The organism is Ruegeria sp. BB6 (assembly GCF_056539385.1).
Genome location: NZ_JBQFUW010000010.1, coordinates 113,718 through 136,856, shown reverse-complemented (window position 1 = coordinate 136,856; position 23,139 = coordinate 113,718). Strand labels below are relative to the sequence as shown.

Genomic DNA, 23,139 nt, shown 5'->3' with positions numbered 1-23,139 from the left:
TGCCATTCTCGCCGCGTAATTTCGAAGCGGCAAGAAAAAAATATCAAAGTGAGCACCCCCGGCAACCCGTTAAGGGCCGCCGAGGGTTCTGTCTATGAGGGTGGTCTTCGGTTAACGACATAGTCGGCCAACCACTGCCAGTAGGCTTCGGCATCCCGGAACCCCTGAGCCCGAGCAGCCAGATCTTCCGCTGCCTTGCGGGTGCAACCACCGTCGTATTCAGCGATAGCAGCTCGCTCCTCGAACGCATCAATGTCCGGGAAACTCATACCGGAAGCCGTATCTGGTCAACGATCGACCGACGTTGCTCGTCACTGATGCCCGCCGAATAAATCCCGTAGGTGATCCCGTTCTCTGACCGTGCAGATTGGTGACCGACCAGTGATGCCGTGAAGTGTTCAGGAACACCTGTTCGCTCGCACTGGGTTACAAACCACTTGCGGGTCGAGTGAAACACCAGCCCCGGTCGCTCCAGTCCCAGCCGCCGTCTCAGTCGCGCAAACCCCTTGGTGACATGCGCCACGGTCAGGTCAGGAAACAGAGGGCCTTGGCTAGGCAGTTGCCGGAACGTCTCATCCAGCACCGGATGGACCGGAACCAGTCTCTCCGCCGCGTCCGTCTTCAGCAGTCGCAGTTCATTGGGTTGGACATGAACGAAGCACCCGAGGTTGCCCTTGGTCACGAGGTCTTCCCGGAGCAGCCCAACCGCTTCCCCTGCTCGCATCCCTGATAGCAGGCAGGTCAGCAGAACCGGATGCAGTCCCCGGTCCTTGGCTCCCAGCAATCGCACGACTTCATCGTCGGTCGGAACTGCATAAGGCGCTGGGCGCACCTTGCGATCAAAGAGAACGGTTCGGAAGGGATTCTGTTCCAGATGCCCTTCATAGACCACCCAGTCGAGGAAGTGATTGACCTGCGACCAGATACGCCGCTGGGTTCTGGCCGTTATCGTCACCGACCCCCGAGACGAGTACGCGACCAGTTGGTCCAGGGTCAGCCCACGGGTCCGTTCTGACTTGCCGATCATTGGAGACAGTTGGGCGATTGCGGACAGGAACTCTCGTCCGTCTGCTCTGGTCAAGCTGCAAACAGACTGGTCACCAAATCGACTGGCAAATAACCCAACAGAGTATCTGACCGATTTGAACCCGCTGGGGCGAAGCTCATTACTGCGCTTGTTCAGATAGGCGCGGCTCAGGTCACGAACCGGCACCTTCACCGGTGCTGTTGGTCTGGCAAAGCTGGACCGCTCCAGAGTGCATCCAGAGTCCTCCAGAGTGGCCCGGAGACGGACAAGAGACGATTCTGGCTGGTCAACCCATTCCGGAGACAAACCGTTGACCTCCGGTGCAGATAGGGTCTCCTCTGCTTGGGACCGCACCTGTTCCACCACTGTTTCAAACCGCGCATTGACTTCAGCGGCTCGGACGCGGGCGGTGTTACGATCACTGGTCTTGAGGCTCTGCTTCAGCGCCTGAGCGCCCAGCGCGAGAGCAACGTCAACGGGATAGTTACGTCTGAACAGCCACGTATGACCCTTCAGATAGGCATAGCGAATGTGAGCAGACATGGGCCTCCTCCTTTCAGATTTTGAATGTGGGATGGGATCAGTTGGTTGAGACGACCCGAAGGATCATCTCGAGGGCCGGTTCGCCGTAAGAACCAGCCAGAGGGCCGGTGACAGCAAAACCGGTCACGCAGTCTTCGAACACCTCTTCCACGCGGAACAGATGTTCAGGGACGTCATCGAAGGCGCGGATGACCACGACGTCACCGGGGGACAGCTCCAGCTCAGTCATCGTCGGACCTCCACGTCCAGAGGACCGCCAGCAGAACCAGCGCCGAGACAGCGGGATGGGACCGAGAGACCACCCAGAGCATCGTCGTCAGGACGGCCTTGGGCGGTGGGTGTAAAAGAAAACCCCCGACTAGGACGCCGAGGGCAGACAGGTACTTCATGGATCAAACTCCTGCAGTTGCTTCTTTATTTAGATGCAGGAGATTGCTCGGTTTTGATGGGGGAAGGTGTGAGTGATATCCTCTGGTTTGTTTGCGCCCGACACCTGCGTTAGCGTGAATGATCCAACGCGAATACTGGGTGAGGCCAGAGCAGGTCCATTGCACAGGGATGAGTTGTCAACGATTTCGCGGGGTATGAAAATGGCCGATACTGCATGCAACTATCAACGGATCGTCTCGGTTGAGGAAGTCAGGTGCGCCCTTGAAGAGGCGCAATGCCAGCAATGTGGCATTACCACCAATGAGTTAATATCACGCGGGGAGTTGCTTGAGATTTGCGGTGAGGAACTGTGCTCCGACATCTCAACGGGCAAGAAAACGTTCATCACGATTGCACTATGCCCGAGCTGTCATGCACAGGCTCATCAGGACGCAGAGAACAAGCATAACCCCTGCCAGATAAAGGCTCGGTGGAGCCGAGAGGGCCTTGCGTAGCGGGTTGCCGGGGGTTCGAACTTTGATTTCTTTTTTGCAAAATAGGGCGTTGGCCGATCGTGCGAGAGTGGTCTAGGCGGCGACTACCGGTCGCTCACTCAGCAGTGTTTCGAGTTCAAACGTGTACCGTTTGGCCTTGTTCGGTCTGCTCTGGCCTGTAGGCTGAGCAGTATCCTACAAATCGAAAAATAAATCTTAAGATCTCACTTCAGATTAGTGCCCAAAATGCAGATTAGTACACATATTTTTGAGGACTGTATAAGAATGAAAATCACAATTTTTCATAAATTTGCTGGTGTCTGCTTCGTCGGAGTGGCCTTGTTTACTCCATCACTTGGCCAGACCGATAATACACCCACGAAGCGAGAGCTTGTCGCACGCTTGATTGAAACCCAAGCCTGTGTGGGTTGTGACCTTAGCGGTTCTGACTTGAACGGTTTAAACCTCTCTGGCGCGAACTTGAGCGGCGCAGTCCTGACTAAAGCTGATCTTTCAGGGGCACGGCTATCTGACGCGAACCTGTCAGACGCGAATCTCGTTGGTGCAAACTTGCAAGGCGCAATTCTAAACCGTGCCAACTTGATCGGTACTGACCTATCAAATGCCAATCTATCTGCATCACGTCTACTAGAGGCTGACTTGCAAGGCGCAAACTTGACTGCTGCCGATTTAAGATGGGCAAAGTTCAGGCAAACTGACATTCGCAACGCAACTATGGTCAGGGCCAATCTTACCAAAGCGGAGGTCGCTGGCTGGTTTGACGACGGAGCAGTCTTCTGTGAAACCCTTGAACCCAATGGCACGCTAATTAACCGTGATTGTTACAAGCTTGCGGCGCAATCTAAAGAGGTCTTGTCGCAGCCATCCTCAGAGGACGTGACGAATGCTTCCATTGAACCAAGGGAAGCAGATTGGGCCGTGCTCAGCGACGTAGGTCGTGCCCAGCGAATGCTGTCCAAGCTGGGCTATTCCGCTGGTTCAATCGATGGAATCTGGGGACAGAGTACTAGAAGCGCGCTGGAAGAATTCCTAGCAAGTAGGGGGCAGATTTTTGACGGCAGCTTTGGAGCGAACGAGATCGACACTCTCGAGTCTGCGGCTGCTGAAAGCGGTATAAAAGAGTACCCCAGCGTTGAATGGTCATACCGTTCTGCTCTTATTTCTTTTGGTGGCTATGAATTCGCGGATCAACCTGTTTTCGACATGATAAAAACCATCAGAGATATGCCGTCATTTGGGCTGAACACGGTAACTTTGGATTTTCGCTGCATTGGCTTAATGGAGGCCGACCTGCCTGCAGAATATCCTCTGGGACGTCGAATGGGATGCGCAATCGCGAACAAGCAAATACTTGAAGATGAAGGTTTCGCCTCAACGCGACGCGATGCTACGAGCCTCGCAATGGATGAAGCGAGAGCGGCGGGGCTGGCGGTCAATCTGCGGCCAGCGTTCGCTGAGCTGGCCCGCAGGTTCGAACCAAGAGACGCCGCTGGTTATGGCACGGTTCCGCTGGATGTTTTTTTTGATGGGGATGGCCAAACGTGGTCAGGCTATGTGCCCATAATCATGGCTGTAGCTCGTTACGCTCAGGAAAATCAGGCTGAATACCTCACAATTGGCGTCGAATTGAATAATTTGAACAGCGCGATCGAGGCTGACGCGCGCTGGCCTGAGATCCTTGAAAAGATTCGCTCTGTATACGATGGGAAGCTCATCTATGCGCACAATTACAACAATGATTCAGACATACGCAGACTTCCTGCAAGCCATGTGATGCGCCATGTTGACATAGTTGGGTTGAACTTCTTTCCAAATCAGATCATGGGAGGGCGGAAGGACTACTCCGCTGAATCTGTCGCCATCGCTTTGCAGCGAGCCCGTCTGGAAAACGGACAGAACATGATGGACGAGGCGGAAAGGCTACGCGCAGGGCTAGATGTTCCTGTCTTACTAACAGAGTCACATTTTCCAACTTGGAGAGGATCAGCCAATTGGATCTTCCGTGGTGGCTGCGATTATCAAAATGCAGGACGCACAGGTTGGGATTTCACTCAAGGGCCGCTTCAAGAAAAAAAGCCATCGGATGAACATGGTCGCGTCCTAGCTGCTGCTTTCATGTTGGCTTTCGAAGACGCGAACTGGGTCCACGGGACGGATTATATCTTCTGGAGCGTTGCGCATGCTTTCGATGACAGAACAGACACCAAAGAATTCGGTCCTTGTTCAAGTTGGCTTTGGAACAGCGATGACGGGATAAAGGAGTTGATTAGAGATTTCCATTCAATTTCTTCGAAATAGAGGTCCGGAGCGGCTGTGGAATCCGTCTGCATTGGGCTCTCAGCAGCCATTCGCTGCACTGGGTATGAACGTCCGGTCTGCACCCAGCCCGCTAACACCAGCGACCAGTCTTCAACCCCCGGAATCGATCGCCAGCGGTCGTCTCAGCACCAGTGGAAGGTCACTCTGGCGGTCTAATTGGTTGTCCCGCAGCGCCAGTAAACTGCCTCTCTAGCGGTCAAAAAGCCCCGTGCTCACTCGTCCTTCGTCCTCGTTCCGCCCCCGAAACCGCCCCAGTTTCTCTAGCTTCGCCAAAAAGCCGATAACAATCATCGAACGGCAAGGATTCCTACCACCCCAGCCACTAAATTATCTTAATGCGAATTACCCATAAGCGTGCAAATTTCACTCGGTTCGTGCAAATCGAAGTCAATAAGTTTGTCTACTCACACTGTGTCGAATATCTACCACCATCTGTGCATTTCTATTGAAAGCGCAGAACGCTAGTTTTCCTCAGATAATTGCTGCTGGCTTTTTGTATCGAGCCTCGGGTGATTGAGGCAAAGGCCGCTTCCAGGGTTCGCTCCAGATTTGTTGGTTCCGGTCCCAGATCTTCTCGCCAATCAGGCAGTCATAGTCTGAGAGCGAGGTGTATTGCGCCTTCATAACCTCTCCTGTTGCTGGCGCTGACCCAATTTCCAGTACCAATTTTCGACGTACGGCTTCGGCAAAGCCTTGCCAGTCAAGCACCGGGATTACGAACGAACCAAGTCCGCCCGTCACACAGTTCTCGTAGTAGACATCAAGATCGTCGAGGTGCCACTGACTCCCCATACCTTCACGGGTCATCAGCGGTAACCCATTTATGGTGATCGACTTCGACAATACTGCCTCACGGGCTTGCAAAACCGGGCGACCCTGATTGTTGGGCCCGTCGCCAGAAACGTCGATAACTTTACGCAGACCTTCGAATTCGTTCCCTTCGATCATTGTTGCCCCGAAGATCAGGGCCTCAGAGATTGAAGTGCGGCGCAACGCGGGATCGAAACGCGTGGTCAGAACACCCGCAAACTCATTCAGATCAGCGCGCGTTTCTACGTCGGCTCGACTTCGCGTGCGCTCATCGCTGGGGCCTCGTTATCGAGCTGTTGATTGATACCCTCACCAAGGCAAAACTAGAGGGTAAAAGCGAACTCAAGCTGGAAGACTTCGCTGAACAGTTTGCACTACGGACAGGGACGACAAAGCAGTATTCTCCGTTCACGGAGCCAGATTATGTCGAGGCCTTCGATACAAAGAGAATGCTCAAATTGAGCGATTAGTCAGTATCTGATGAAAACTAGTCTGCAAATTCGAAGGCATGCTGCACCTGCATTCGGCGGGTCGCAGCCCAAACCAGACATTCAGAGTCGGACTTTGCAAAGTCCGACGGAAGGAATAGGCGGACTTTCTTGCCTATTTGAAGATCATGCAAACTTCATTCAACTTGAGAACCGGTGTGGTAGCTTGGTCGAGCGAGTTCATAAGATCAGATCAGTCCAATTGGAGTACGACCATGCGTCATATCGAGCTATTTCGGATATTACCAAAAGCGACCATAGCCTTTGTGGCTTCAGTATCGATGGCCTGGGGATGCACTGGCATCATGTTGACAGGGCAGGATGGAAGCATCGTTCGCGCAAGGACCGCCGAATGGGGGCCGTTCGATCTTGAGACAAAGATCAACATTATTCCGCGAGGTTTCACTTATACCGCAGGCGAAATGCCAGATGAGCGAGACGGAGCAAACTGGACCGGCCGATTTGGAATGGTCGGTATCAGCATGTTGGATCATGGGGCTCCCGCAGATGGCATCAACGAAGCTGGGTTGACCGCCGGGTTGTTTTATCTGCCCGGCTTCACCGAGTATCAGGAGTACGACCCTGACCTTTCCGGCAACACGATTCCCGGCGATTTGCTAGCCAGCTATGTCCTTTCCCAATTTGAGACAGTTGAAGAGGCTGCCACCGGGTTGGCGAATGTCCGTGTTGTCGGGGTCGTAGATGAGACTCTCGGATTTCCCTTCCCATTTCATATGTTGGTTGCTGACCGGTTCGGCGGAAGGATCGTTGTCGAGTACATTGACGGTGAACTGACGATTTTCGATGCTCCGCTTGGCGTGATCACCAATTCGCCAAACTACGATTGGCACATGACGAACCTTAACAACTACGTAAACCTGTCGGCCCTTGGGCTTCCGGAAGTTGAGGCAAGTGGCGTTACTTTCGCGCCCCTTGGCGCTGGGAGTGGAATGATAGGGCTGCCAGGCGACTTCACACCCCCATCCCGGTTCGTCCGCGCAGTCGCCTTTTCTCAGACGGCGCGGGAGACGCAAGGTGGCTATGACACCGTGCGCGAGGCGTTTCGCATTCTGGATAATTTCAACATTCCGGCCGATGCAGCGGAGGGCGCTCAAGACGATGTGCAGTCGGACGACCTGCTTTACAGCGCAACTCAGATCACGACCGCTGCGGACTCCCTCAACCTCGTCTACTACTATCACACGATGTACGACAGAACGGTGCATATGGTCGATATGAAGCAGATTGACTTCGGAGCTATGGGAGACGAGATGATCGTCTTTGAAACCAGCGGTGATCGCGAACCAACGTTAGTCGATGTGACCCCAACGAACTGACGTTTTACCACGTGGGCCGTGGCGGCATCACCGCTGGCTGCGGCCCAATAAAACTTCGGAATGGAGGGTTTACCGCTCCAGCGAATTACCGGCGCTAGGCTCGAAGCCGCGTTCACCACTGTTCGCACTAGTGACTGGAGGCAGCCCGAAGCGGACCTTCGCAACCAAGCTTTGCTAACTCCGAAATACACAACGAAACGGCCAGTTGCAGAGGTTGTATCGGCGGTGGCAACCAACCATTCATGTCGTCGACTAACCTGTTCAACGTCGCACTACAACTTCTCCGAACTGATCCCACGAGGACCTAATCTTCGAAGCGTTCATTTGGCTCGACCACATTTACTTGCTTCGGAACTTGGTCGGTGTCATTCCGGTCTGACCTCGGAAAAAGCGAGTGAAATGGGACTTGTCAGAATAGCCGAGCATCAGTCCGATCTCTGCAATTGTCATCTGGTTTTGTTTGAGGTGCTCCTTGGCGACATCGATACGCAGCCGTTTGATTTCGCGCGGTAGCGTTGTGCCTTGTTTTTGAAGCGCTTTCAGAAACCGTTCCGGTTGTATTCCCAGCATTCCAGCCACCATCTCTGGTCCCAAATCGGTTTCATCCAGTTTGTCGCGTAAGACAGATCGCAAAGCTGCCACCACGGTTACTTCTTCATCTTGTCGAAGTGATGCTATGGGCTTGGCAGAACCCTCAGAGACGTGGTGCAAAAACAACCATTCCACAGGAAAACTAATTTGCATTCCGGGATCAGTCCCAAGGCCAACCTCGATCCCTTTGTAGTCGATAGGCAGCCCATTGATGTATCTGCTTTCCCATCGCACACGGGAAGAGTCCCAGGAATCTCCGACGACGGTCTGCAATAGGCGTACATAGATTGCGGCACCAAAACCGGTCACCTGAATGGGTGGGACGGTTGGTTCCTGTTGCCTCTCGATACGATAAGTCGCTTTGTCTGCTTCAATGACAAGGCTGTGCCGCACAGAATTGGACTCCTGCGGCACGAGCTCAACAAAGCGGGTAAAAAACTCGAACAGCGTTTTTGTAGATTGCAAGGCTTGAGCGAAGGGCGGCCATCCTTGTAGGTCAAACGCTTCCCCTACATTCAGTCCTAGGTATCGATCCCCTGATACTTCTGAGAAAGCATTTACCAAGCCGTAAACCAACTCGGAGTGAACGTACACGGATGGGTTAGTCATCAGTTCAGCTTTCAAGCCGACCTGATCCAATGCTGGTTGCGGATTGATCTTACGTTCGGTGAGATATTGCAGAAAGGGAGCGGCTAAAGAGAGGCGAACAAAGCCCTCGCTATGCTCTCGGGAGGTGGAGTTGAAAGGCAAGCTCATAACCCTTGTTGGATTAGCTTTAAGAAGTGGCCATTTTTGCAGTCACATTCGTACATCCTAATTCAAAAGGGGCAACCGAGCCAATGAATTCCAGACTATAGTTGGCAAAACATGAATATGAAGGGAGTACTTATGTCCGGCTTACGAATGTCTCTTTGCTCGACGGCAATTGTCGCGGCAGTTCTTTCTTTTTCGGCGACCGCGCAGGCTCAGGATCAAGAAGAACCCCAAACGCTGTTTACCAACGTGCATGTCTTCGACGGTGTGAATGAGCAACGCATTGAAAATGCCAGTGTTCTGGTCGAGGGCAATCTGATCAAGTCCGTCTCAACCGATGCCATTGATGCGCCGAGCGCGACGGTTATCGACGGCGGTGGGCGCACTCTGACACCGGGCTTTATAGAGAATCACGCGCACCTGATGCTCATGGGGCCATCGATTGCCGAGATGGAAACCAACTCGACCTGGGAGGATTTCGCCATCCACGGGACCCGGATGGCCGAAATGTACCTGATGCAGGGCTTCACGACCGTTCGCGATGCCGGGGGCGCTGGCGGCGGGCTGCGGCGCGCAATTGACGCCGGCCAGATCGTCGGCCCCCGCTTTTATCCTTCCGGGGCATTTCTCGGAACACGTGGTGGTCACGCCGATTTCGCATCCTTCACATCTCCGCCGGGTGGGGTGACCAACTTTGGGACTCTGAATATGGCCCAACAGGTCAACGGTGTTGACGAAATTTACATGTATGGCCGCAACAACCTGCGCATGGGTGCCACGCAATTGAAGTTCATGCAATCAGGTGGGGTGATTTCGGCATTCGATCCATGGCAGTTGCTCGCCGGTTCGAAAGAAGAGATCGAGGCCGCTGTTCAGGTTGCCAACGAGTACGGCACCTATGTCATGGCACATTCCTACCGCAAAGAAGCGATCATCAATGCCCTGAATGCAGGGGTCAGAACCATTGAACACGGATTTCACTTTGACTGCGAGATTTCTGCTTTGATGAAAGAAAAAGGAGCGTACATCACGACGAACATCACAGCATTTGATCCAGGCCTACTTGATGTTCCTTCCGTGAAAAACAACCCCAACAGTTTGAGGAAGGCCAAATCGGCCTCGGCGACCTTCGAAGCCTACATTCCAAGTATGAAGGAATGCCCGGCGCCGCGCGGTTTCCAAACCGATTGCGTCGGCTCGGTCGAAGCGTGCAACATCCAGATCGCCTACGAGAAACATCTGAATAACCATTTCTTCGGCCCCTATGCGTCGATGGTAACCCTAACTTCGGTAGGTGGCGAGATCGCGGCACTTAGCGGTGATTTCATGAACCCCTATCCGGAAGGCAAACTGGGTGTGATCGAAGAAGGCGCCTATGCCGACATCCTGCTGATAGACGGCAACCCCCTCGAAGACTTCTCTGTCGTTGGAACAGGCGATCAGTGGTTCGGTGCGGACCCGAGGCCGGACAGCCCGGAAACAATCCGCCTGATCATGAAGGACGGTGTGATCTACAAAAACACACTGGATTGACCAGATAAAGCAGCCGGAGAGCATTCATGCGAAATTGGTTTTGCTCCGCAGTATTCGCAGGGTTGGTTTTGTGCGGTTATGATGCTGCGGCGACGCCTGGAACCGCGTTGGACTGGGCAGATCTGCCAGATCCGTCTGCGCAGGTCTTTGATGACCCCTATCGTGAACTCAGCCCCGAACAGTTCGACGATGTTCTTTTCGTTGTGCGTATACGCGGCAGGTTGCAGCAGGAGGTTGGCAGCGCCGAAGAACGGCAGAAATGGCAATTGCTTTTAGCAGAGACCGAAGACGCCTTGGTGTCAGACGGAATTGACGTCGACTGGTTACTCGATCAGCGCGAGGTTGTGACTGAACGTCGAAGAAAGGCTGGAACGAGCGGAAACCCGCAATTCGACGGCAGAACAATCACACTCGCGGGCTTTGCCATTCCTGCTCCAAGCGATCCGGACGGCCGGCCTGTGGCGTATTTGGTGCCAGAAAGAGGGATGTGCAGCCACATGCCTCCACCTCCGCCTAACCAGATGATCCGTGTGCGGTTGAACGGGGACTGGGCGCCTAGCTATTTCCACGAACCCGTTCGGCTGACAGGCACGCTGACTATCGATCCTTCCGTTCATAATATGATGGTTGTGGATGGCCTCATGCCTATGAATGCGACTTTCCAGCTAGAGGCGGAACGTGTCGAAACTCTGGAAACCGAGGCAGACAGGTTGGAATGGAAGCAGCGTGCTGCTGATCTCATCCGCGCGGCAGGAAATCGCAAGACCGGTGGGGCACAGGCGTCAAAATGATAAGACTTCTGGTTGCCGCATTGAGCATTGCATTTGCTGGCGCAGCGTCGGCTCAGGGACTATCCGGGCCATCTTCAGTCGAAGCCGATCTTGCGCCCGGAGACGGGCTCACCGATCCGCAATATCGTTCCGATTTTCCACGCAACATCGCACCGGGTTGGTTTCAGTGGAAAGACCGACTGGCTGAGGGTGGTTTTCGGTTCAACATTGACTACCTGGCATTGGGCCAAACCACGGATGCTGATCTGGGAACCGGCGAAGCAGCCAGCGGAATTGCGCGGTTCTACGGCAGTTGGCAGGCAACTGAACGGGGGTCTCTGACATTCAAGATCGAAGACAGGCACAGTTATACTGACGTTGCTCCGCAATTTCTCGGGCTGGATGGCGGAGCCCTTTCAATCACGGGAACAGCCTTCAATGACAACGGTTTGCTTCTGACCAATTTGTTCTGGACCCAAAGGGCTGAGAATGGGTCGTGGGCGCTGCAAGTCGGCCAGATTGATGTAACGGACTTTGTGGATATCTACGGGTTGGTAAGCCCCTACAGTGGTTTTCAAAACCTGTCTTTCAATACCAACCCGACAATCAACACGCCCAACCAAGGCCTTGGTATTGCCGGTGGGGTAAAGCTGAGCGAGAACCTCTACGCCGTTGCCAGCGTATCAGACGCAAACGCCGACCCGTCCGATCCAAACTTTGATGTGTTTAGCGACGGCAATCTCTTCAAGTCGCTCGAACTTGGGTACACGTCCGGCTTTGATCGCATCTACTTCGACAATATCCATCTGACCCTCTGGCATGCGGATGCGGCTGACGATGGCAGTCGAGCAGAAGATTACGGCGCAGCGTTTTCCGCCGCATGGTTTGTTGACAATAAATGGATGCCGTTCTTCCGTGCAGGGGCCTCGAAGGGAACCGCAGCGCTTTATGAACGGTCGATTTCTGCCGGTCTCGGTTACTATGGTCGCAACACCGATTTGGCCGGTCTGGGCCTAAACTGGGCCGAAGCAAGAGGCATAGATGGCGATCAGTTCACGCTTGAAGCTTTCTACCGCTTTTCAATCTCACCCGGACTGCAGATCACGCCATCGGTACAATTCATTTCCGACCCGCTTCTAAATCCCGATCAGGACCGGATTACCCTGTTCGGTCTAAGAACCCGGATCGTTTTCTAATGCGGGGTGAAGGCAGTCACTAAGGTCTTGCACGCTTAGGAAACGCCATGAATTTTGTGAAACCGCTTACTCTTGTGAAAGACATAGAGAAGTCCGAGTGCTTCCAGCCTGCCTTAGTCGTATCTGCCAGCTTCTCGATGTCTCATGTCCCGGGATAAGCTTGCCGCGATGAAGTCGCTCAAAATCCGACAGGCAACAGTTGCCGATGTAATTCCGCTCAGTGGGTTGATCCGGCGCACAATTCGCGTTTCGAATTCCAAGGAATACGATCAAAAGTCAATCGACAGGCTGTGCACGATTTTTGAACCGGAGCCGGTCACCAAAAGAATTGAAAACGAGCTAATTCTTCTTTGCTTCATGGGCACCGAACTTGTTGGAACGGTGGGGCTGAGAGATGACTATCTGCGATCAATGTTCGTGGACCCTGGGTTTCAGGGGCGAGGGTTGGGCAAAATGCTAGTTGCAAGAATTGAAGACGAAGCGCGACAAAAGGCAATCCCAGAAATGATGCTTCATTCCTCACTGACCGCGCGAGAATTCTATTTGGCCCTCGGCTATGAATTTGTGGAATTCCAAACGCACCCAGAAGGACCATTCGTTTTGATGAGAAAGCCGCTCTTATAGCAACTTGCTGGAAACAAAATGAAGGCAAGAAGCGCGGTCGTCAAACAACTAAATAAGAACCTGAGAAAGACTTTGCAGTACGAAAAGTTGGCACAAAGTTTGCCCGATGTGTCTCGACCCCCCATTTGAATCATCAGCATAGAGCAGACATTTGTTTCCACGATGCCGACGGCTGTTTTGTCCGCAACTCGGACATAAAGCCTAATTTGCTGAATGCCCGGTCTCGGTGAAAGCAGATATCGCGCAATATCGACTCGTTTTTTCGACTTAAATGTCTGCTTCTGCCGAAAACGGTCATTCCCGAAAACCATTGGAAGTTCCGCTAAGCGGACCAAGCCGCTCTCAGATGGTATCGCTTGCATGTCTGCGTTACATTGGAGCGGTCGTCGCCTAGAACAGCTTGCAATTCTATCGCGACGGAAACCCGAATGGTGGAAGTCCATGTCCGACACAATCCTTGTTGCTGAACCAACTATCCGCCTTATTGCCTTCCTTTCCGTCCTGGCCGCGATGGCACTTTGGGAAGTGGCCGCACCCCGGCGAAGACGGGATATTCCGCGCGTTATCCGATGGACAAACAACCTTGCGCTCGTGGTGCTCGACACCGCCATTCTGCGGCTGACCTTTCCAATCCTCGCAGTCGGTCTCGCAGCCATGGCCGAGGATCGCGGATGGGGGCTCTTCAACAACATCGAGGCGCCGGTTTGGGTTGCCATCTTGGTCTCCATGCTGCTTCTCGATCTCGCAATCTACCTTCAGCATGTGATGTTCCACGCCGTACCTGGGCTTTGGCGTCTACACCGGATGCATCACGCCGACCTCGATTTTGACGCGACCACTGGCTTGCGTTTCCATCCGGTAGAAATCCTGATCTCGATGGGGATCAAGCTGTCGGTTGTAGCAGCCTTAGGGCCGCCCGCTGTCGGCGTACTCCTGTTCGAGGTGATCCTGAACGCTACCGCGCTTTTCAATCACGCAAACATCGATTTGCCGCGTCCGGTGGATCGAATTCTCAGATGGCTCGTTGTCACTCCAGACATGCACCGAGTCCACCACTCCGTCGATCCAAGCGAGACCAACTCGAACTTTGGCTTTAACCTACCGTGGTGGGACCGCCTTCTAGGTACTTACATTGCGCAACCCGAGAAGGGGCATAAAGGCATGGAAATCGGCATCGAGCAGTTTCGCACACGCCGAGACCTCTGGCTCGACCGAATGCTGCTTCAGCCGCTGCGCGGCCCGGCGAGCGGAGGTGCCCTCGACGCCCCGAGCCAACGGAGGCGATCTTCATCTGTCTCGTCCGGGCGAACCAAGCTTGGCACTGACCAAATAGACCAATAGCGTTGAACCAAAGACTGCTTTGCCGCGCTTGAGTGTCCTTCGCAAGGCGTTCAGCATCGGCAGAAAAGTCCGCAAAGCGGACTATCATGCCTAGTGCAGCGAACGTCTGCTTCGAGCCCAAATTGACCGATGCTGCACGATGCCCCAACGACAGAAATGCGCAGAAAGCGGAATTTGAAAAGTTTTACGAACGATCATAGTGAACGTTTGCCGAGACCTTTTGGAGCAGCAGCTATGAGGAACTGGCTGGACAGGCTATTGATCATAACTTGCTGTTCTGTCGAGGTCTCGCGCCAGTTGCAGGTCGCTTTGATTGCAAAGTCAAGCTGTGGTCATTGTCCCGAATTGGTTTTCGCGACACTGCAAAGCAGATCGACATGTTTGTCCAACCATTCTTCGTCCAGTGCCTCGTAACGTATGAGCTTGCGGAAATAAGGTGCCGCGACTGCTAGTTCTATAAGCTGTTCAACCGGAACATCCGCGGCGATCTCACCGCGGTCTATTGCGGCTGCAAATACTGCTTCAACACTTGCGAACCTGTCTTTCATGAATTCAGTGATCACCAACCGCGCTTCTTCGTCGGTGGACGCAGCAGCGACCACCTGAGGCGCGATTTGGCCCCATGGTGTGTCATTCAAGGCTCCCATCAGTACGCCGAGTAACCAGCGCAGGTCAGATCGCAGCGGGCCATCGGTTTTGGGCGGTATGTTGGGCGGTGTGGCGATGCGCCTGAACGCTGCATCACGCAGACTGCGCGCATCTGGCCAGTGCCTGTAAAGTGTGCTGCGCGAAATACCCGTTGCCTTTGAAACCGCGCCATGAGTTACGTGCAGTACGCCCTCATCCCTCAGTATCCTTTGCGCCGCATCAAGCGCGGCCTGCCGTGTGGCGATCAGCCTGGGATCTTCTTTCAATCGCCCCTCCTGTAGAACATCTTGTTGCGCTATAGAACATTTTGTTCTATAAGTATGACCAGCTGAAAACTAAAGCTCAATACCAATTCCGCAAACACGTCTTGTCAAAATGGGAGCGTATCAATGTTCAAAGTGGCAGCAACCCCGCTGGCGGTACTCTTATCGATGGGCGCGACAACCGCATTGTCCGAGAGCGGCACTTACGAGCTGGATCCTGGACACAGTCAGGTATTGTTCAGCTACAACCACATCGGGTTCTCAGAAACGTTTGGAATGTTCTCAGGTTTCGGCGGTGAAATAGAATTCAACGAAGATGATCCCTCTGCTTCATCAGTCACAGTGTCTATGCCTGTTAAATCCATGATCACGGGCTGGGATGCCCGTCTGCAACACTTCATGTCCGATGACTTTTTTAGCGCAGGCGACGGTGACGCGGTCACATTCACCTCAACCAGCATTGAAGTGACAGGGGACATTACCGCGAATATTATCGGTGACCTGACCATGAATGGCGTCACCAAACCGGTTGTTTTGGAAACAACGCTTAACAAGTCAGCGCCATACCCGTTTGGCGAAAAGGAGGGCACGCCGACCTTAGGGCTGGCAGCTACCGCGACGATCGTGCGGTCTGAATTCGGACTTGGTGCGTTTGCACCTGCGGTGAGCGACGAAATAGCAGTCTTGATCAATGTCGAAGCGTTAAAAGCTGAATGATGTGTGCGAGGGAACTGATATGGCGCCGAGCGCTCATTCTTAACTTTTGACCGGCTGACAACAAAATGAATGTGTTCCTGAAACTACTGGCGGCTGCCGCGACAGCGGTGGCATTGATGTGCCCGATGGTATCCGCACAAGAGCGCTCCTTGCCGGAGCGCACCTCGCCCCGTCCCGAAACGACAAGCGGCGTACCCCATACACAGATTGGTGTCGAAATTGATGCCGATTTGGCCCAGCTATTGCTGGAGCGAGTTGCGCAATTTCCAGGGGTCACACTTGGCCCGACACGCATATCGCTTCCTGGCGCAATTGGTTTTCAGCTTGATCCCGACATGTTGTTGTCCCAACCGAGCTCTATCGTCGGTGGGTTTGAGTTTGCGCATATGCATCCTGATGGCAGCTTGCACGCTTCGCTGCACCCCGCAATGGCGCGACGGGCAATTGAGGCTGGCTGGGCCGTAGGACACCCTTGGGCCAATCAACGTCCCGGATGGAGTGGCTTTGTCATGATATATACTCCGACCACACCAGAAGAGTTGGAAGTCGTCATCGATCTGGTCGAAAGCTCGTACACTTTCATCACCGGAAACACCTTGGGCTAAACGCCCACCTGCTGACCTTGCCGTTTCTGACTAATACGCAGGTCAGTCAAAATTCAGTTTTACCGGAAATTCAGGTGATCCATGTTCCACTGTTCCAGCCGGGCATGATCCAGAGATGTAGCGCACCCACAATAAGTGCAGCTAGGATGTAAATGGCGACCCATCCTCGTAACTTGTCAAAACCACATACCCACAGTAGGTATTTGGTATGTTTCGCCTGGTCCTGACGATACTTCTAGTTGTTGCATTCTCTGGCGCAACCGCAGCGTCCGTTAAGCATGGCTTGAACCATGGATCGGATCATTCTGGTCATCATGCTCGAATGGCGGGCGATGATCCGTTGGCTGATGCCGAGAAAGCTGCTGCGGATTGTTGCGACGCCACTAGCGGCATGGGTTCAACATCCTGTTTTGGTGATCTTGTCGCCACGGCGGGGATTTCGCCGATTGCTCCAATGGTGATCTCAGTGGGTGGTGTGACGTACGCTAGAGCCGATTTTTCGGGCCTCGCACTGGGTGTCCCTACCGGTCCTCCGAAAGCTTGAACGGCGACGGGCTCTCGCCCGCAATCCGTTCAAATTTCACATCAAAGGACCGACAGACATGATCACACGTCGTCACTTCACCAAACTATCTGTAACTGCGCTCATCGCGACCGCTCTTCCCGTTCGTGCTGGAACCCCAATGCGCGTGTTCAGCTCACCAGGTTGCGGATGCTGTCACGCATGGGCCGACTTGGCTCGCGCGCGTGGCTACGCCGTCACCGTTGAGGAACTGACGGACCCCGAAGCACAGAAGTCAGCTCGGGGTATCCCGCTAAACCTCGCATCCTGTCATACCATTGAAGCCGATGGTTATGTCTTTGAAGGCCATGTGCCGTTTGAAGCACTGGAAGCCGTGTTGAAGGATCGGCCTGACATCACAGGGCTTGCCGTTCCTGGCATGCCAATGGGCTCCCCTGGTATGGGTGACGATCCGTCCGCCCGTTACGACGTCATTGCATTTGGGGGAGAGGCTGGGGCCGGTACGGTTTACTACCGCGCGGGCACCGCGCAGCCGTTCGACACCTGATGCTAGGGCGCACTACACTCTTGGTCACCGGTGGGCTTGCGCTCGCCGGTTTCGCCGTAGCTTTCGTTCTGGCCCAGCCCTCCGAAGCGGTCGGTCTATTGAGTCCGGATGACGCCAAACTGGTCGCCACTGGCCAAGATATTTACGCGGATCAATGTGCTGCCTGCCACGGTGCGCGCCTCGAAGGACAGCCAAACTGGCGGACACGCGGCGAGGATGGTTTACTACCAGCACCGCCGCATGATGCCACAGGGCACACGTGGCACCACGATGATGAAACACTCTTCACATTGACCAAATTTGGCCTGGCCGGGCTGATGGAGAACGCGCCTGCAACTGGTATGCCGGTCTATGAAGGTGTGCTCAGCGATGGCGAAATCATTGCGGTGCTGTCCTTTATCAAATCAACCTGGCCCGATGATCTTCGTGAATACCACGATGAACTGAATGCCCAATCCGAATAGGGGACAACTCAGATGATCAAACAAACTCTTTTCGGTTTGGCCGTAGCAATGGCTCCAATGCTTGCGGCTGCGCATTCGAAGTCCGAAGCAACGACACCGGCTGACGGCGCGACTGTCACGGAAGTGCCGGAGCTTTCCATGCGGTTCGATGATCCGATGCGCATCATTTCGGTTACGCTCACCTCCCCAGATGGCGACGTCGAAATTGAACGTGAGACAGGTATGGACCCCGCTACGGAATTCCGGGCTGTGCCGCTGGAAGAGCTCACACCGGGAAGCTACCGCTTCGACTGGCGCGGTATGGCTTCCGACGGTCACCCGATGCAGGGCAGCTTTTCTTTCACGGTCGCTGAGTGACCGGACTGGCCGCCATTGATGGTGTTGTCGTCTTGGCCATTTTGGCGAAAGCACTTGGCTACGGTGCGGCGCTGCTGGCGATGGGTGGCGTCCTGTTCATCGTTCTCTTTTCCAAGCGCGCCGATGCGTCCGTTTTGCGCCTTGCACGTCACCTCGCGGTCGGTGCGGCGCTACTCGGTCTCGCCGTTCTGGTTTTGCGTTTCGGCATCAGAGCAGCGCGGATATCCGGAATGGGCTTTGAGGCCGCGACGGACCCTATGATGCTTGGCTTTGTGTGGGACAGTCCTCTTGGCACCGCAGCGGTTTGGCGAGCGGTGGGTGAACTCGCGATACTGACAATCCTACTCCCTCGCGCCTGGCAGTGGATCGCTTTGGCGGGCAGCCTTGCCATTGCGATTTCCTTTGCCCTGGTGGGACACTCGCTCGGAGAGCCAAGGGCACCTCTCGCAGCCTTACTGGTTCTTCATCTGCTGGCTGCCGCGTTTTGGGTCGGTGCTCTCTTGCCTTTGCGCAAAGCGGCGCTCACTCCCAATGGGGCCGATCTACTGCACCACTTTGGCAATGTCGCTGCTTATGGAGTTGCCGTCCTGATTGTTGCAGGCGCGGCACTCGCATGGCTGCTTTCGGGCTCAGTGGCCGCCTTGTTCGGAACGGCCTATGGATTGGTACTTTTGGTCAAGGTCGTGATCGTTTCTGCCCTTCTTGGCCTCGCGGCGCTGAACAAGCTGAGATTTGTTCCGGCTCTCAGGGCTGAGAAGCGTGGCGCGGAAATTGCTCTCCGGCGGTCGATTTCAATGGAGATGTTGGCTGTTGTCCTGATCCTGTTTACAACGGCGACGCTTACCAGTGTGACGACACCTCCCATCAATCTGTGACGGCCTATAGTCCGAAGCCGGAACTGCAAAGCCTTGTTACGAGTGTCCGCTTTGGGCTGACTGCGGTCCTTTGGAGCAAAATGCGGATGACTGCAAAGTCCGCAAAGCGGAACTTGCGCAAGTATTCCGGAGCGACCGCTTTCGGCATAAGCAGACATTCAAGTCCACGAAACCGGTTCTTCTGTTTTCGATGTCTGCTTTCAACAAGAGCGGACGTTCGGCAAAATTGGACCAATTTCCGGTATGCGGACTTAGCAGTCGTTCCGGACAGAAAGAAATTGGCGACCACTTCAGTTGCAGAAAAAAGACGCGCGAGGTGCCGAGATTATTTCACCCCGCGCAACTTTCAATCGAGTGTATTCTTGTAAATCACCCCATCCTTCATGATGAGATCGATGTTGTTTGTGTAGTCGACGAGCAATTCAACGTCTTCGACAGGGTTCCCGTCCACCAGCAAAATATCCGCGTATGCACCTTCCACAATGACACCCAAGGGGCCATCTTGGTAGGGATTGAGCGGGCCGGAAAGTGCCAAAAGTTCAGCTGTCTTCGACGTCGCTTGCTGCAGGATTTCGTGGCTGCTCCAGACTTCAAGACGATACCTGAACTCATCGTTCTGCTTGGTCAGCGCGACGGGATCACCGATGATGTCCGTTGAGAACGCAACGTTCTCTATCCCGAAGTCCTTGATAAGTTGCATTTGTTTTCTCGCACCGGCCTGCACACTCAGGAATTTTGCGCCAGCACTTGGTCCCAAAGCCGTAGCAACGGCTTGCTCGTCCAACCCCAAGAGCGAATAGAACGGCACAATCCATGCATCCGCATCCTTGATGGCCTGAGCGCCGACTTCGGTCATTAATTGTCCGTGTTCGATACTGATAACGCCTGCTTCGATGGAGCGCACAATCGATGCGTCTGTGTAGGCGTGAACCATCACGTAAGTTCCCCAGTCAGCCGCAGCCCGAACCGATGCCTCCAACTCTTCGGGCAATCCTTGCACCGTATGCAGGGGATCAACGCTGGAGGATACGCCACCTCCAGCCATGACTTTGATCTGCACCGCACCAAGGCGCAGGGCCTCGCGTGTCGCACGGAGTGTTTCAGGCACACCATCTGCCAAAAACTCTACATGCTGATTGAAGAAAGATGGATGTGCGCCCATGAAATTAGGATGCGGTTCGGTGTAGAGGCGGTGCTCGCCATGACCCGATGTTTGAGAAATCACCGGCCCAGATGCATAAATGCGGGGACCCACGGCTTTGCCGCGTTCTATAGCCTTGTGCAATCCAATTGCGGGGCCTCCAGCGTCACGAACCGTGGTGAACCCGCGCAGAAGCATTTTTTCCGCTTCGATCGTTGAAACCGCTCCCCAGTACATCCAGTCGAAGTTGTCCCGAAGATCGGCGAGCGGTTCCGTGATCGTCATGTGGACATGCGCGTCGATCAATCCCGGCATGAGCGTCCGACCACCGCCGTCAATGATCCGAGCATTCGCTGCGGCAAGAGGCTCGGCAGATACTTCAGCGATAAGGTTGCCGACCACTAGCACGTTGGCGTTCTCGATCCGCTGCTCATTGACACCATCGAAGACGTGGACGTTCGTGAAAAGAATCGGAAAGTCTTCTTCTTGTGCAACGCTTTGTGACGCCGAAAGTCCCAAGATGGAAAGCGTCGAAGCGGCTGCGACTGCCTTGAGCAATACATTTGGATTGAATTGGACACCCATCAATATATCTCCCTGATTTGTAAATTCTGACCTTAGATGTACGTTAGCAGGAAGCGGGAAATTCGCATGTTGCCATTTCTGGACAATTTCAATTTTCTCAGTCCAGTAAGGATAACTCATTGAACATGCCACTGATCTCCCAAACGACGCTTCCAGTGATGCAGTCGAGGTTTTTGGCTGAGGTTATTGATAGAGCCTGCGAGTTGGGTGCGGATCGCAATCGAATACTGGAAGGGTGTTTGCTGCGGCCCGAAGTCTTCGACGCACCAAGCCAACCAATACCCAGTGCCTGCGTCTATCTGGCATCGACACAAGCCGCAGAGTTATCTGGAAACCGCCACCTATGTGCAGAAATAGCGCGGGAGTACGAGTGGAGCACCGGCTTCGCGCCTCCGGCCACTATGAGCAACACGCCCAGCTTGGGTGATCTGCTGGTGGCCTGGTTGCATTTTGTCGCGACAGTTCAAGTCTCGATGCACTACCAACTGATCGTTGAAACTGAACGCGCCAATTTGGTCGGGAGGCGCTTTCTCAAGGCGTCGCAACCGCCCGGGCAAGCGGACGCATGGGACGTTGTTTCATGGTCTGAAATGTTGAAGGCGAGATTGGGGGCAGTTTGGGATCAAAGCGACGTTGAAATTCATGTGTTTGATCCTCACGCTATCCCAGCCGAATTGGTGCCGTCGCCCAACGTGAAGAAAGCCGACGCCTGGGGTTTGAGCATGTCGTTTCCGTCAGCTTGGCTTATGCAACAATCCCCGTTTCCCAGAAACACAGAGCCGGACAATGCTTCCACGCAGCAACAACCGCTGGATTTGGTCGCGCTGTTTCGCGTGTTCGACTATTCTGATTGGCCCGGTTTGGAGGGGCTGGCTGCCTTTGTCGGAGTTCATCCAAAAGCGCTGCAGAGAGAACTTGGCAGTCATGGAACGAACGGTGCGGAACTAATAGATCGCGCGAAGGAGCATCTCTCTGATCTTTGGCTGAGAAAAGATACGCGCTCCATCACTCAAATCGGACGCGACCTGGGGTACAAGAACGCCAGCGCATTCACACGTGCCTGTCATCGCTGGTTTGGCACCTCTCCAGCGAAATATCGTCGGCAGTACACTGTGGCGGCGCGGGAGTAATTCGTGTCCTTTTGAAGTGACTGCTTTGGGCTCAGTGCAGACCTTCGCTGCACCTAACGCGAAGGTCGGCTCTGCGGACTTTTCCGTCATTGGCCCGCCTGCGCTGGCTGGCCACTTATGTCCGATCCGCCGGATGTGCACAGGATGCGATTCATAATTGATTTAGGCTAATCGTCAACTTTGGGATAAATAAACCCGTTTACCGGGTAGAAACCGCCATACCGGCCCGGATGACTTTCGACCCGGACCAACGTCCAATCATTGTTTTTGGATACATCCTTGACGGCCATTTTCAATGATACCTTGTTGCGGTGCCAGTTGGCATGGTTCACGATGACTTCCCTGTGGGTGACAACATCGGATACGACAGCCACGTGACCAAGGGGCATGCCTCGGGTTGCTCGAAATGACATTACCGCACCGACAACCGGTTCACTGCCTCGTTCAAATGTACTACGCGCCTTGCCCCACCAGTCCTTGGCGTTTCCGCGAATTTCGATACCGCTGAGGTTACGTGCGTAGGGTACACACCACACCCTTTGCCCTCGAGCTTGTTTTTGTGAGACTTCTCGCAACGCCATGACCTGACGTTCTGGATCGAGATCCGCTTCGTTTGAGCCCTGAGCGCAGGCAGATACAAGAGCAAAAAGCCCCATCGCAAACGCAGCGCGAGCAGTACCGGGCAGGCGCAGCCATTTCGTATTCGTTTTTCTGTCGCTGTTTTGCAAGAAGCTATATTGCCGATATGAGTGGTTACGAAGTTCTATTGCAATCTTGCGGGTTATGAAAAGAACCCAGCCTATTCTCCGGCAGGAATTTGCCAGTTGATGTTCTTCGTCTTTGGGTCGAGCGCGAAACTTCGCAAAGTCAGCTTTCTGCGCATAATCGTTGTCGGTTGATCGCGCAGCATCGGCCACTATGGGTTCGGAACGGTCATTCGGAGTGTATTGTTTGAACGACCGCTCTGCGGGCGGTACCGTCGGACAGTTGAACCAGAAAAGTCTGAGAAACTGGTCAGACCGGTTCTCTCAGATCAACCTACCTGAAGGCCAAACCCAAACTTTGGCG

23 protein-coding genes are annotated in these 23,139 nt (G+C 54.1%); 14 read left to right on the top strand and 9 right to left on the bottom strand.

Features of this window, described 5'->3' with window-relative positions; translation table 11 throughout:
* Positions 1-92 precede the first annotated feature (92 nt).
* From ACR0B7_RS19515 to ACR0B7_RS19500, 4 genes are read right to left on the bottom strand one after another with little or no spacing between them, the layout of a single operon-like run.
* The gene (locus tag ACR0B7_RS19515; RefSeq protein WP_170619915.1) at positions 93-269 is read right to left on the bottom strand and encodes a hypothetical protein; all 177 of its coding nucleotides are present in this window, start codon (positions 267-269) and stop codon (positions 93-95) included.
* Complete coding sequence (locus ACR0B7_RS19510) at positions 266-1,570, bottom strand: DUF6538 domain-containing protein (protein WP_480682248.1); 1,305 nt, start codon at positions 1,568-1,570, stop codon at positions 266-268. Before ACR0B7_RS19510 ends, ACR0B7_RS19515 begins: the two co-directional genes overlap by 4 nt.
* A gap of 37 nt (positions 1,571-1,607) precedes the next feature.
* Entirely contained in the window at positions 1,608-1,799 is a 192-nt protein-coding gene (locus tag ACR0B7_RS19505) for a hypothetical protein (protein WP_170595323.1), read from the bottom strand.
* Positions 1,792-1,959 (bottom strand): hypothetical protein, encoded by a 168-nt coding sequence (locus ACR0B7_RS19500; protein WP_170484287.1) that lies wholly within the window; start codon positions 1,957-1,959, stop codon positions 1,792-1,794. The genes ACR0B7_RS19505 and ACR0B7_RS19500 overlap by 8 nt, the downstream gene beginning before the upstream one ends.
* Before the next feature lie 759 nt (positions 1,960-2,718).
* Here ACR0B7_RS19500 and ACR0B7_RS19495 point away from each other — a divergent pair.
* The gene (locus ACR0B7_RS19495) at positions 2,719-4,752 is read left to right on the top strand and encodes a pentapeptide repeat-containing protein (RefSeq protein ID WP_170571428.1); all 2,034 of its coding nucleotides are present in this window, start codon (positions 2,719-2,721) and stop codon (positions 4,750-4,752) included.
* Between the two features lie 492 nt (positions 4,753-5,244).
* Here ACR0B7_RS19495 and ACR0B7_RS19490 read toward each other — a convergent pair whose 3' ends face one another.
* The gene (locus ACR0B7_RS19490) at positions 5,245-5,790 is read right to left on the bottom strand and encodes a DUF1194 domain-containing protein (RefSeq protein WP_480682268.1); all 546 of its coding nucleotides are present in this window, start codon (positions 5,788-5,790) and stop codon (positions 5,245-5,247) included.
* 496 nt (positions 5,791-6,286) lie between these two features.
* Between ACR0B7_RS19490 and ACR0B7_RS19485 the strand changes: the two genes are divergently transcribed.
* Positions 6,287-7,408 (top strand): linear amide C-N hydrolase, encoded by a 1,122-nt coding sequence (locus tag ACR0B7_RS19485; RefSeq protein WP_170382460.1) that lies wholly within the window; start codon positions 6,287-6,289, stop codon positions 7,406-7,408.
* Positions 7,409-7,747: 339 nt separating this feature from the next.
* Here ACR0B7_RS19485 and ACR0B7_RS19480 read toward each other — a convergent pair whose 3' ends face one another.
* Positions 7,748-8,755, bottom strand: a complete 1,008-nt coding sequence (locus tag ACR0B7_RS19480) for an AraC family transcriptional regulator (protein WP_170570605.1) — start codon at positions 8,753-8,755, stop codon at positions 7,748-7,750.
* A gap of 132 nt (positions 8,756-8,887) precedes the next feature.
* Here ACR0B7_RS19480 and ACR0B7_RS19475 point away from each other — a divergent pair, with 132 nt between their 5' ends.
* The 5 genes from ACR0B7_RS19475 (at position 8,888) to ACR0B7_RS19455 (ending at position 14,216) form a co-directional block, all read left to right on the top strand.
* Entirely contained in the window at positions 8,888-10,285 is a 1,398-nt protein-coding gene (locus ACR0B7_RS19475) for an amidohydrolase family protein (RefSeq protein WP_170337131.1), read from the top strand.
* Positions 10,286-10,311: 26 nt separating this feature from the next.
* The gene (locus ACR0B7_RS19470) at positions 10,312-11,076 is read left to right on the top strand and encodes a DUF3299 domain-containing protein (RefSeq protein ID WP_170412886.1); all 765 of its coding nucleotides are present in this window, start codon (positions 10,312-10,314) and stop codon (positions 11,074-11,076) included.
* On the top strand, positions 11,073-12,251 hold the full coding sequence (locus ACR0B7_RS19465) for a carbohydrate porin (RefSeq protein WP_170337128.1): 1,179 nt from the start codon (positions 11,073-11,075) through the stop codon (positions 12,249-12,251). The genes ACR0B7_RS19470 and ACR0B7_RS19465 overlap by 4 nt, the downstream gene beginning before the upstream one ends.
* A gap of 144 nt (positions 12,252-12,395) precedes the next feature.
* Entirely contained in the window at positions 12,396-12,875 is a 480-nt protein-coding gene (locus tag ACR0B7_RS19460; RefSeq protein WP_480682244.1) for a GNAT family N-acetyltransferase, read from the top strand.
* 441 nt (positions 12,876-13,316) lie between these two features.
* Positions 13,317-14,216, top strand: a complete 900-nt coding sequence (locus ACR0B7_RS19455) for a sterol desaturase family protein (RefSeq protein ID WP_170486252.1) — start codon at positions 13,317-13,319, stop codon at positions 14,214-14,216.
* 332 nt (positions 14,217-14,548) lie between these two features.
* On the opposite strand, the gene ACR0B7_RS19450 is transcribed toward ACR0B7_RS19455, so the two are convergent.
* Positions 14,549-15,130, bottom strand: a complete 582-nt coding sequence (locus ACR0B7_RS19450; RefSeq protein WP_170486253.1) for a TetR/AcrR family transcriptional regulator — start codon at positions 15,128-15,130, stop codon at positions 14,549-14,551.
* Between the two features lie 123 nt (positions 15,131-15,253).
* Here ACR0B7_RS19450 and ACR0B7_RS19445 point away from each other — a divergent pair, with 123 nt between their 5' ends.
* The 6 genes from ACR0B7_RS19445 to ACR0B7_RS19420 all read left to right on the top strand — a co-directional run bounded on the left by ACR0B7_RS19445 (position 15,254) and on the right by ACR0B7_RS19420 (position 19,215).
* Positions 15,254-15,844 carry a YceI family protein gene (locus tag ACR0B7_RS19445; RefSeq protein WP_170486254.1) on the top strand — a complete coding sequence of 197 codons (591 nt, stop codon included), beginning with the start codon at positions 15,254-15,256 and terminating at the stop codon, positions 15,842-15,844.
* 65 nt (positions 15,845-15,909) lie between these two features.
* Positions 15,910-16,449, top strand: coding sequence for a luciferase domain-containing protein (locus ACR0B7_RS19440; RefSeq protein WP_170486255.1), 540 nt, complete (start codon positions 15,910-15,912; stop codon positions 16,447-16,449).
* A gap of 602 nt (positions 16,450-17,051) precedes the next feature.
* On the top strand, positions 17,052-17,519 hold the full coding sequence (locus ACR0B7_RS19435) for a DUF411 domain-containing protein (protein ID WP_170486256.1): 468 nt from the start codon (positions 17,052-17,054) through the stop codon (positions 17,517-17,519).
* On the top strand, positions 17,519-17,983 hold the full coding sequence (locus ACR0B7_RS19430) for a c-type cytochrome (protein ID WP_170486257.1): 465 nt from the start codon (positions 17,519-17,521) through the stop codon (positions 17,981-17,983). The genes ACR0B7_RS19435 and ACR0B7_RS19430 overlap by 1 nt, the downstream gene beginning before the upstream one ends.
* Positions 17,984-17,995: 12 nt before the next feature.
* Positions 17,996-18,340 (top strand): copper resistance CopC family protein, encoded by a 345-nt coding sequence (locus tag ACR0B7_RS19425; RefSeq protein WP_480682239.1) that lies wholly within the window; start codon positions 17,996-17,998, stop codon positions 18,338-18,340.
* Entirely contained in the window at positions 18,337-19,215 is an 879-nt protein-coding gene (locus ACR0B7_RS19420; RefSeq protein WP_170571243.1) for a CopD family protein, read from the top strand. The genes ACR0B7_RS19425 and ACR0B7_RS19420 overlap by 4 nt, the downstream gene beginning before the upstream one ends.
* A 346-nt stretch (positions 19,216-19,561) precedes the next feature.
* On the opposite strand, the gene ACR0B7_RS19415 is transcribed toward ACR0B7_RS19420, so the two are convergent.
* Positions 19,562-21,061 carry an amidohydrolase family protein gene (locus ACR0B7_RS19415; RefSeq protein WP_170486258.1) on the bottom strand — a complete coding sequence of 500 codons (1,500 nt, stop codon included), beginning with the start codon at positions 21,059-21,061 and terminating at the stop codon, positions 19,562-19,564.
* Positions 21,062-21,066: 5 nt separating this feature from the next.
* Between ACR0B7_RS19415 and ACR0B7_RS19410 the strand changes: the two genes are divergently transcribed.
* On the top strand, positions 21,067-22,071 hold the full coding sequence (locus tag ACR0B7_RS19410; RefSeq protein ID WP_480682266.1) for an AraC family transcriptional regulator: 1,005 nt from the start codon (positions 21,067-21,069) through the stop codon (positions 22,069-22,071).
* A gap of 167 nt (positions 22,072-22,238) precedes the next feature.
* Here ACR0B7_RS19410 and ACR0B7_RS19405 read toward each other — a convergent pair whose 3' ends face one another.
* Positions 22,239-22,988, bottom strand: coding sequence for a CHAP domain-containing protein (locus ACR0B7_RS19405; protein WP_480682237.1), 750 nt, complete (start codon positions 22,986-22,988; stop codon positions 22,239-22,241).
* Between the last annotated feature and the right edge of the window lie 151 nt (positions 22,989-23,139).

What these genes read in the sequence shown, in the direction of transcription:
- ACR0B7_RS19515 (WP_170619915.1), bottom strand. Translation starts at nt 269, where the DNA reads ATGAGTTTCCCGGACATTGATGCGTTCGAGGAGCGAGCTGCTATCGCT.
- ACR0B7_RS19510 (WP_480682248.1), bottom strand. Translation starts at nt 1,570, where the DNA reads ATGTCTGCTCACATTCGCTATGCCTATCTGAAGGGTCATACGTGGCTG.
- ACR0B7_RS19505 (WP_170595323.1), bottom strand. Translation starts at nt 1,799, where the DNA reads ATGACTGAGCTGGAGCTGTCCCCCGGTGACGTCGTGGTCATCCGCGCC.
- ACR0B7_RS19500 (WP_170484287.1), bottom strand. Translation starts at nt 1,959, where the DNA reads ATGAAGTACCTGTCTGCCCTCGGCGTCCTAGTCGGGGGTTTTCTTTTA.
- ACR0B7_RS19495 (WP_170571428.1), top strand. Translation starts at nt 2,719, where the DNA reads ATGAAAATCACAATTTTTCATAAATTTGCTGGTGTCTGCTTCGTCGGA.
- ACR0B7_RS19485 (WP_170382460.1), top strand. Translation starts at nt 6,287, where the DNA reads ATGCGTCATATCGAGCTATTTCGGATATTACCAAAAGCGACCATAGCC.
- ACR0B7_RS19480 (WP_170570605.1), bottom strand. Translation starts at nt 8,755, where the DNA reads ATGAGCTTGCCTTTCAACTCCACCTCCCGAGAGCATAGCGAGGGCTTT.
- ACR0B7_RS19475 (WP_170337131.1), top strand. Translation starts at nt 8,888, where the DNA reads ATGTCCGGCTTACGAATGTCTCTTTGCTCGACGGCAATTGTCGCGGCA.
- ACR0B7_RS19470 (WP_170412886.1), top strand. Translation starts at nt 10,312, where the DNA reads ATGCGAAATTGGTTTTGCTCCGCAGTATTCGCAGGGTTGGTTTTGTGC.
- ACR0B7_RS19465 (WP_170337128.1), top strand. Translation starts at nt 11,073, where the DNA reads ATGATAAGACTTCTGGTTGCCGCATTGAGCATTGCATTTGCTGGCGCA.
- ACR0B7_RS19460 (WP_480682244.1), top strand. Translation starts at nt 12,396, where the DNA reads ATGTCCCGGGATAAGCTTGCCGCGATGAAGTCGCTCAAAATCCGACAG.
- ACR0B7_RS19455 (WP_170486252.1), top strand. Translation starts at nt 13,317, where the DNA reads ATGTCCGACACAATCCTTGTTGCTGAACCAACTATCCGCCTTATTGCC.
- ACR0B7_RS19445 (WP_170486254.1), top strand. Translation starts at nt 15,254, where the DNA reads ATGTTCAAAGTGGCAGCAACCCCGCTGGCGGTACTCTTATCGATGGGC.
- ACR0B7_RS19440 (WP_170486255.1), top strand. Translation starts at nt 15,910, where the DNA reads ATGAATGTGTTCCTGAAACTACTGGCGGCTGCCGCGACAGCGGTGGCA.
- ACR0B7_RS19435 (WP_170486256.1), top strand. Translation starts at nt 17,052, where the DNA reads ATGATCACACGTCGTCACTTCACCAAACTATCTGTAACTGCGCTCATC.
- ACR0B7_RS19430 (WP_170486257.1), top strand. Translation starts at nt 17,519, where the DNA reads ATGCTAGGGCGCACTACACTCTTGGTCACCGGTGGGCTTGCGCTCGCC.
- ACR0B7_RS19425 (WP_480682239.1), top strand. Translation starts at nt 17,996, where the DNA reads ATGATCAAACAAACTCTTTTCGGTTTGGCCGTAGCAATGGCTCCAATG.
- ACR0B7_RS19415 (WP_170486258.1), bottom strand. Translation starts at nt 21,061, where the DNA reads ATGAGTTATCCTTACTGGACTGAGAAAATTGAAATTGTCCAGAAATGG.
- ACR0B7_RS19410 (WP_480682266.1), top strand. Translation starts at nt 21,067, where the DNA reads ATGCCACTGATCTCCCAAACGACGCTTCCAGTGATGCAGTCGAGGTTT.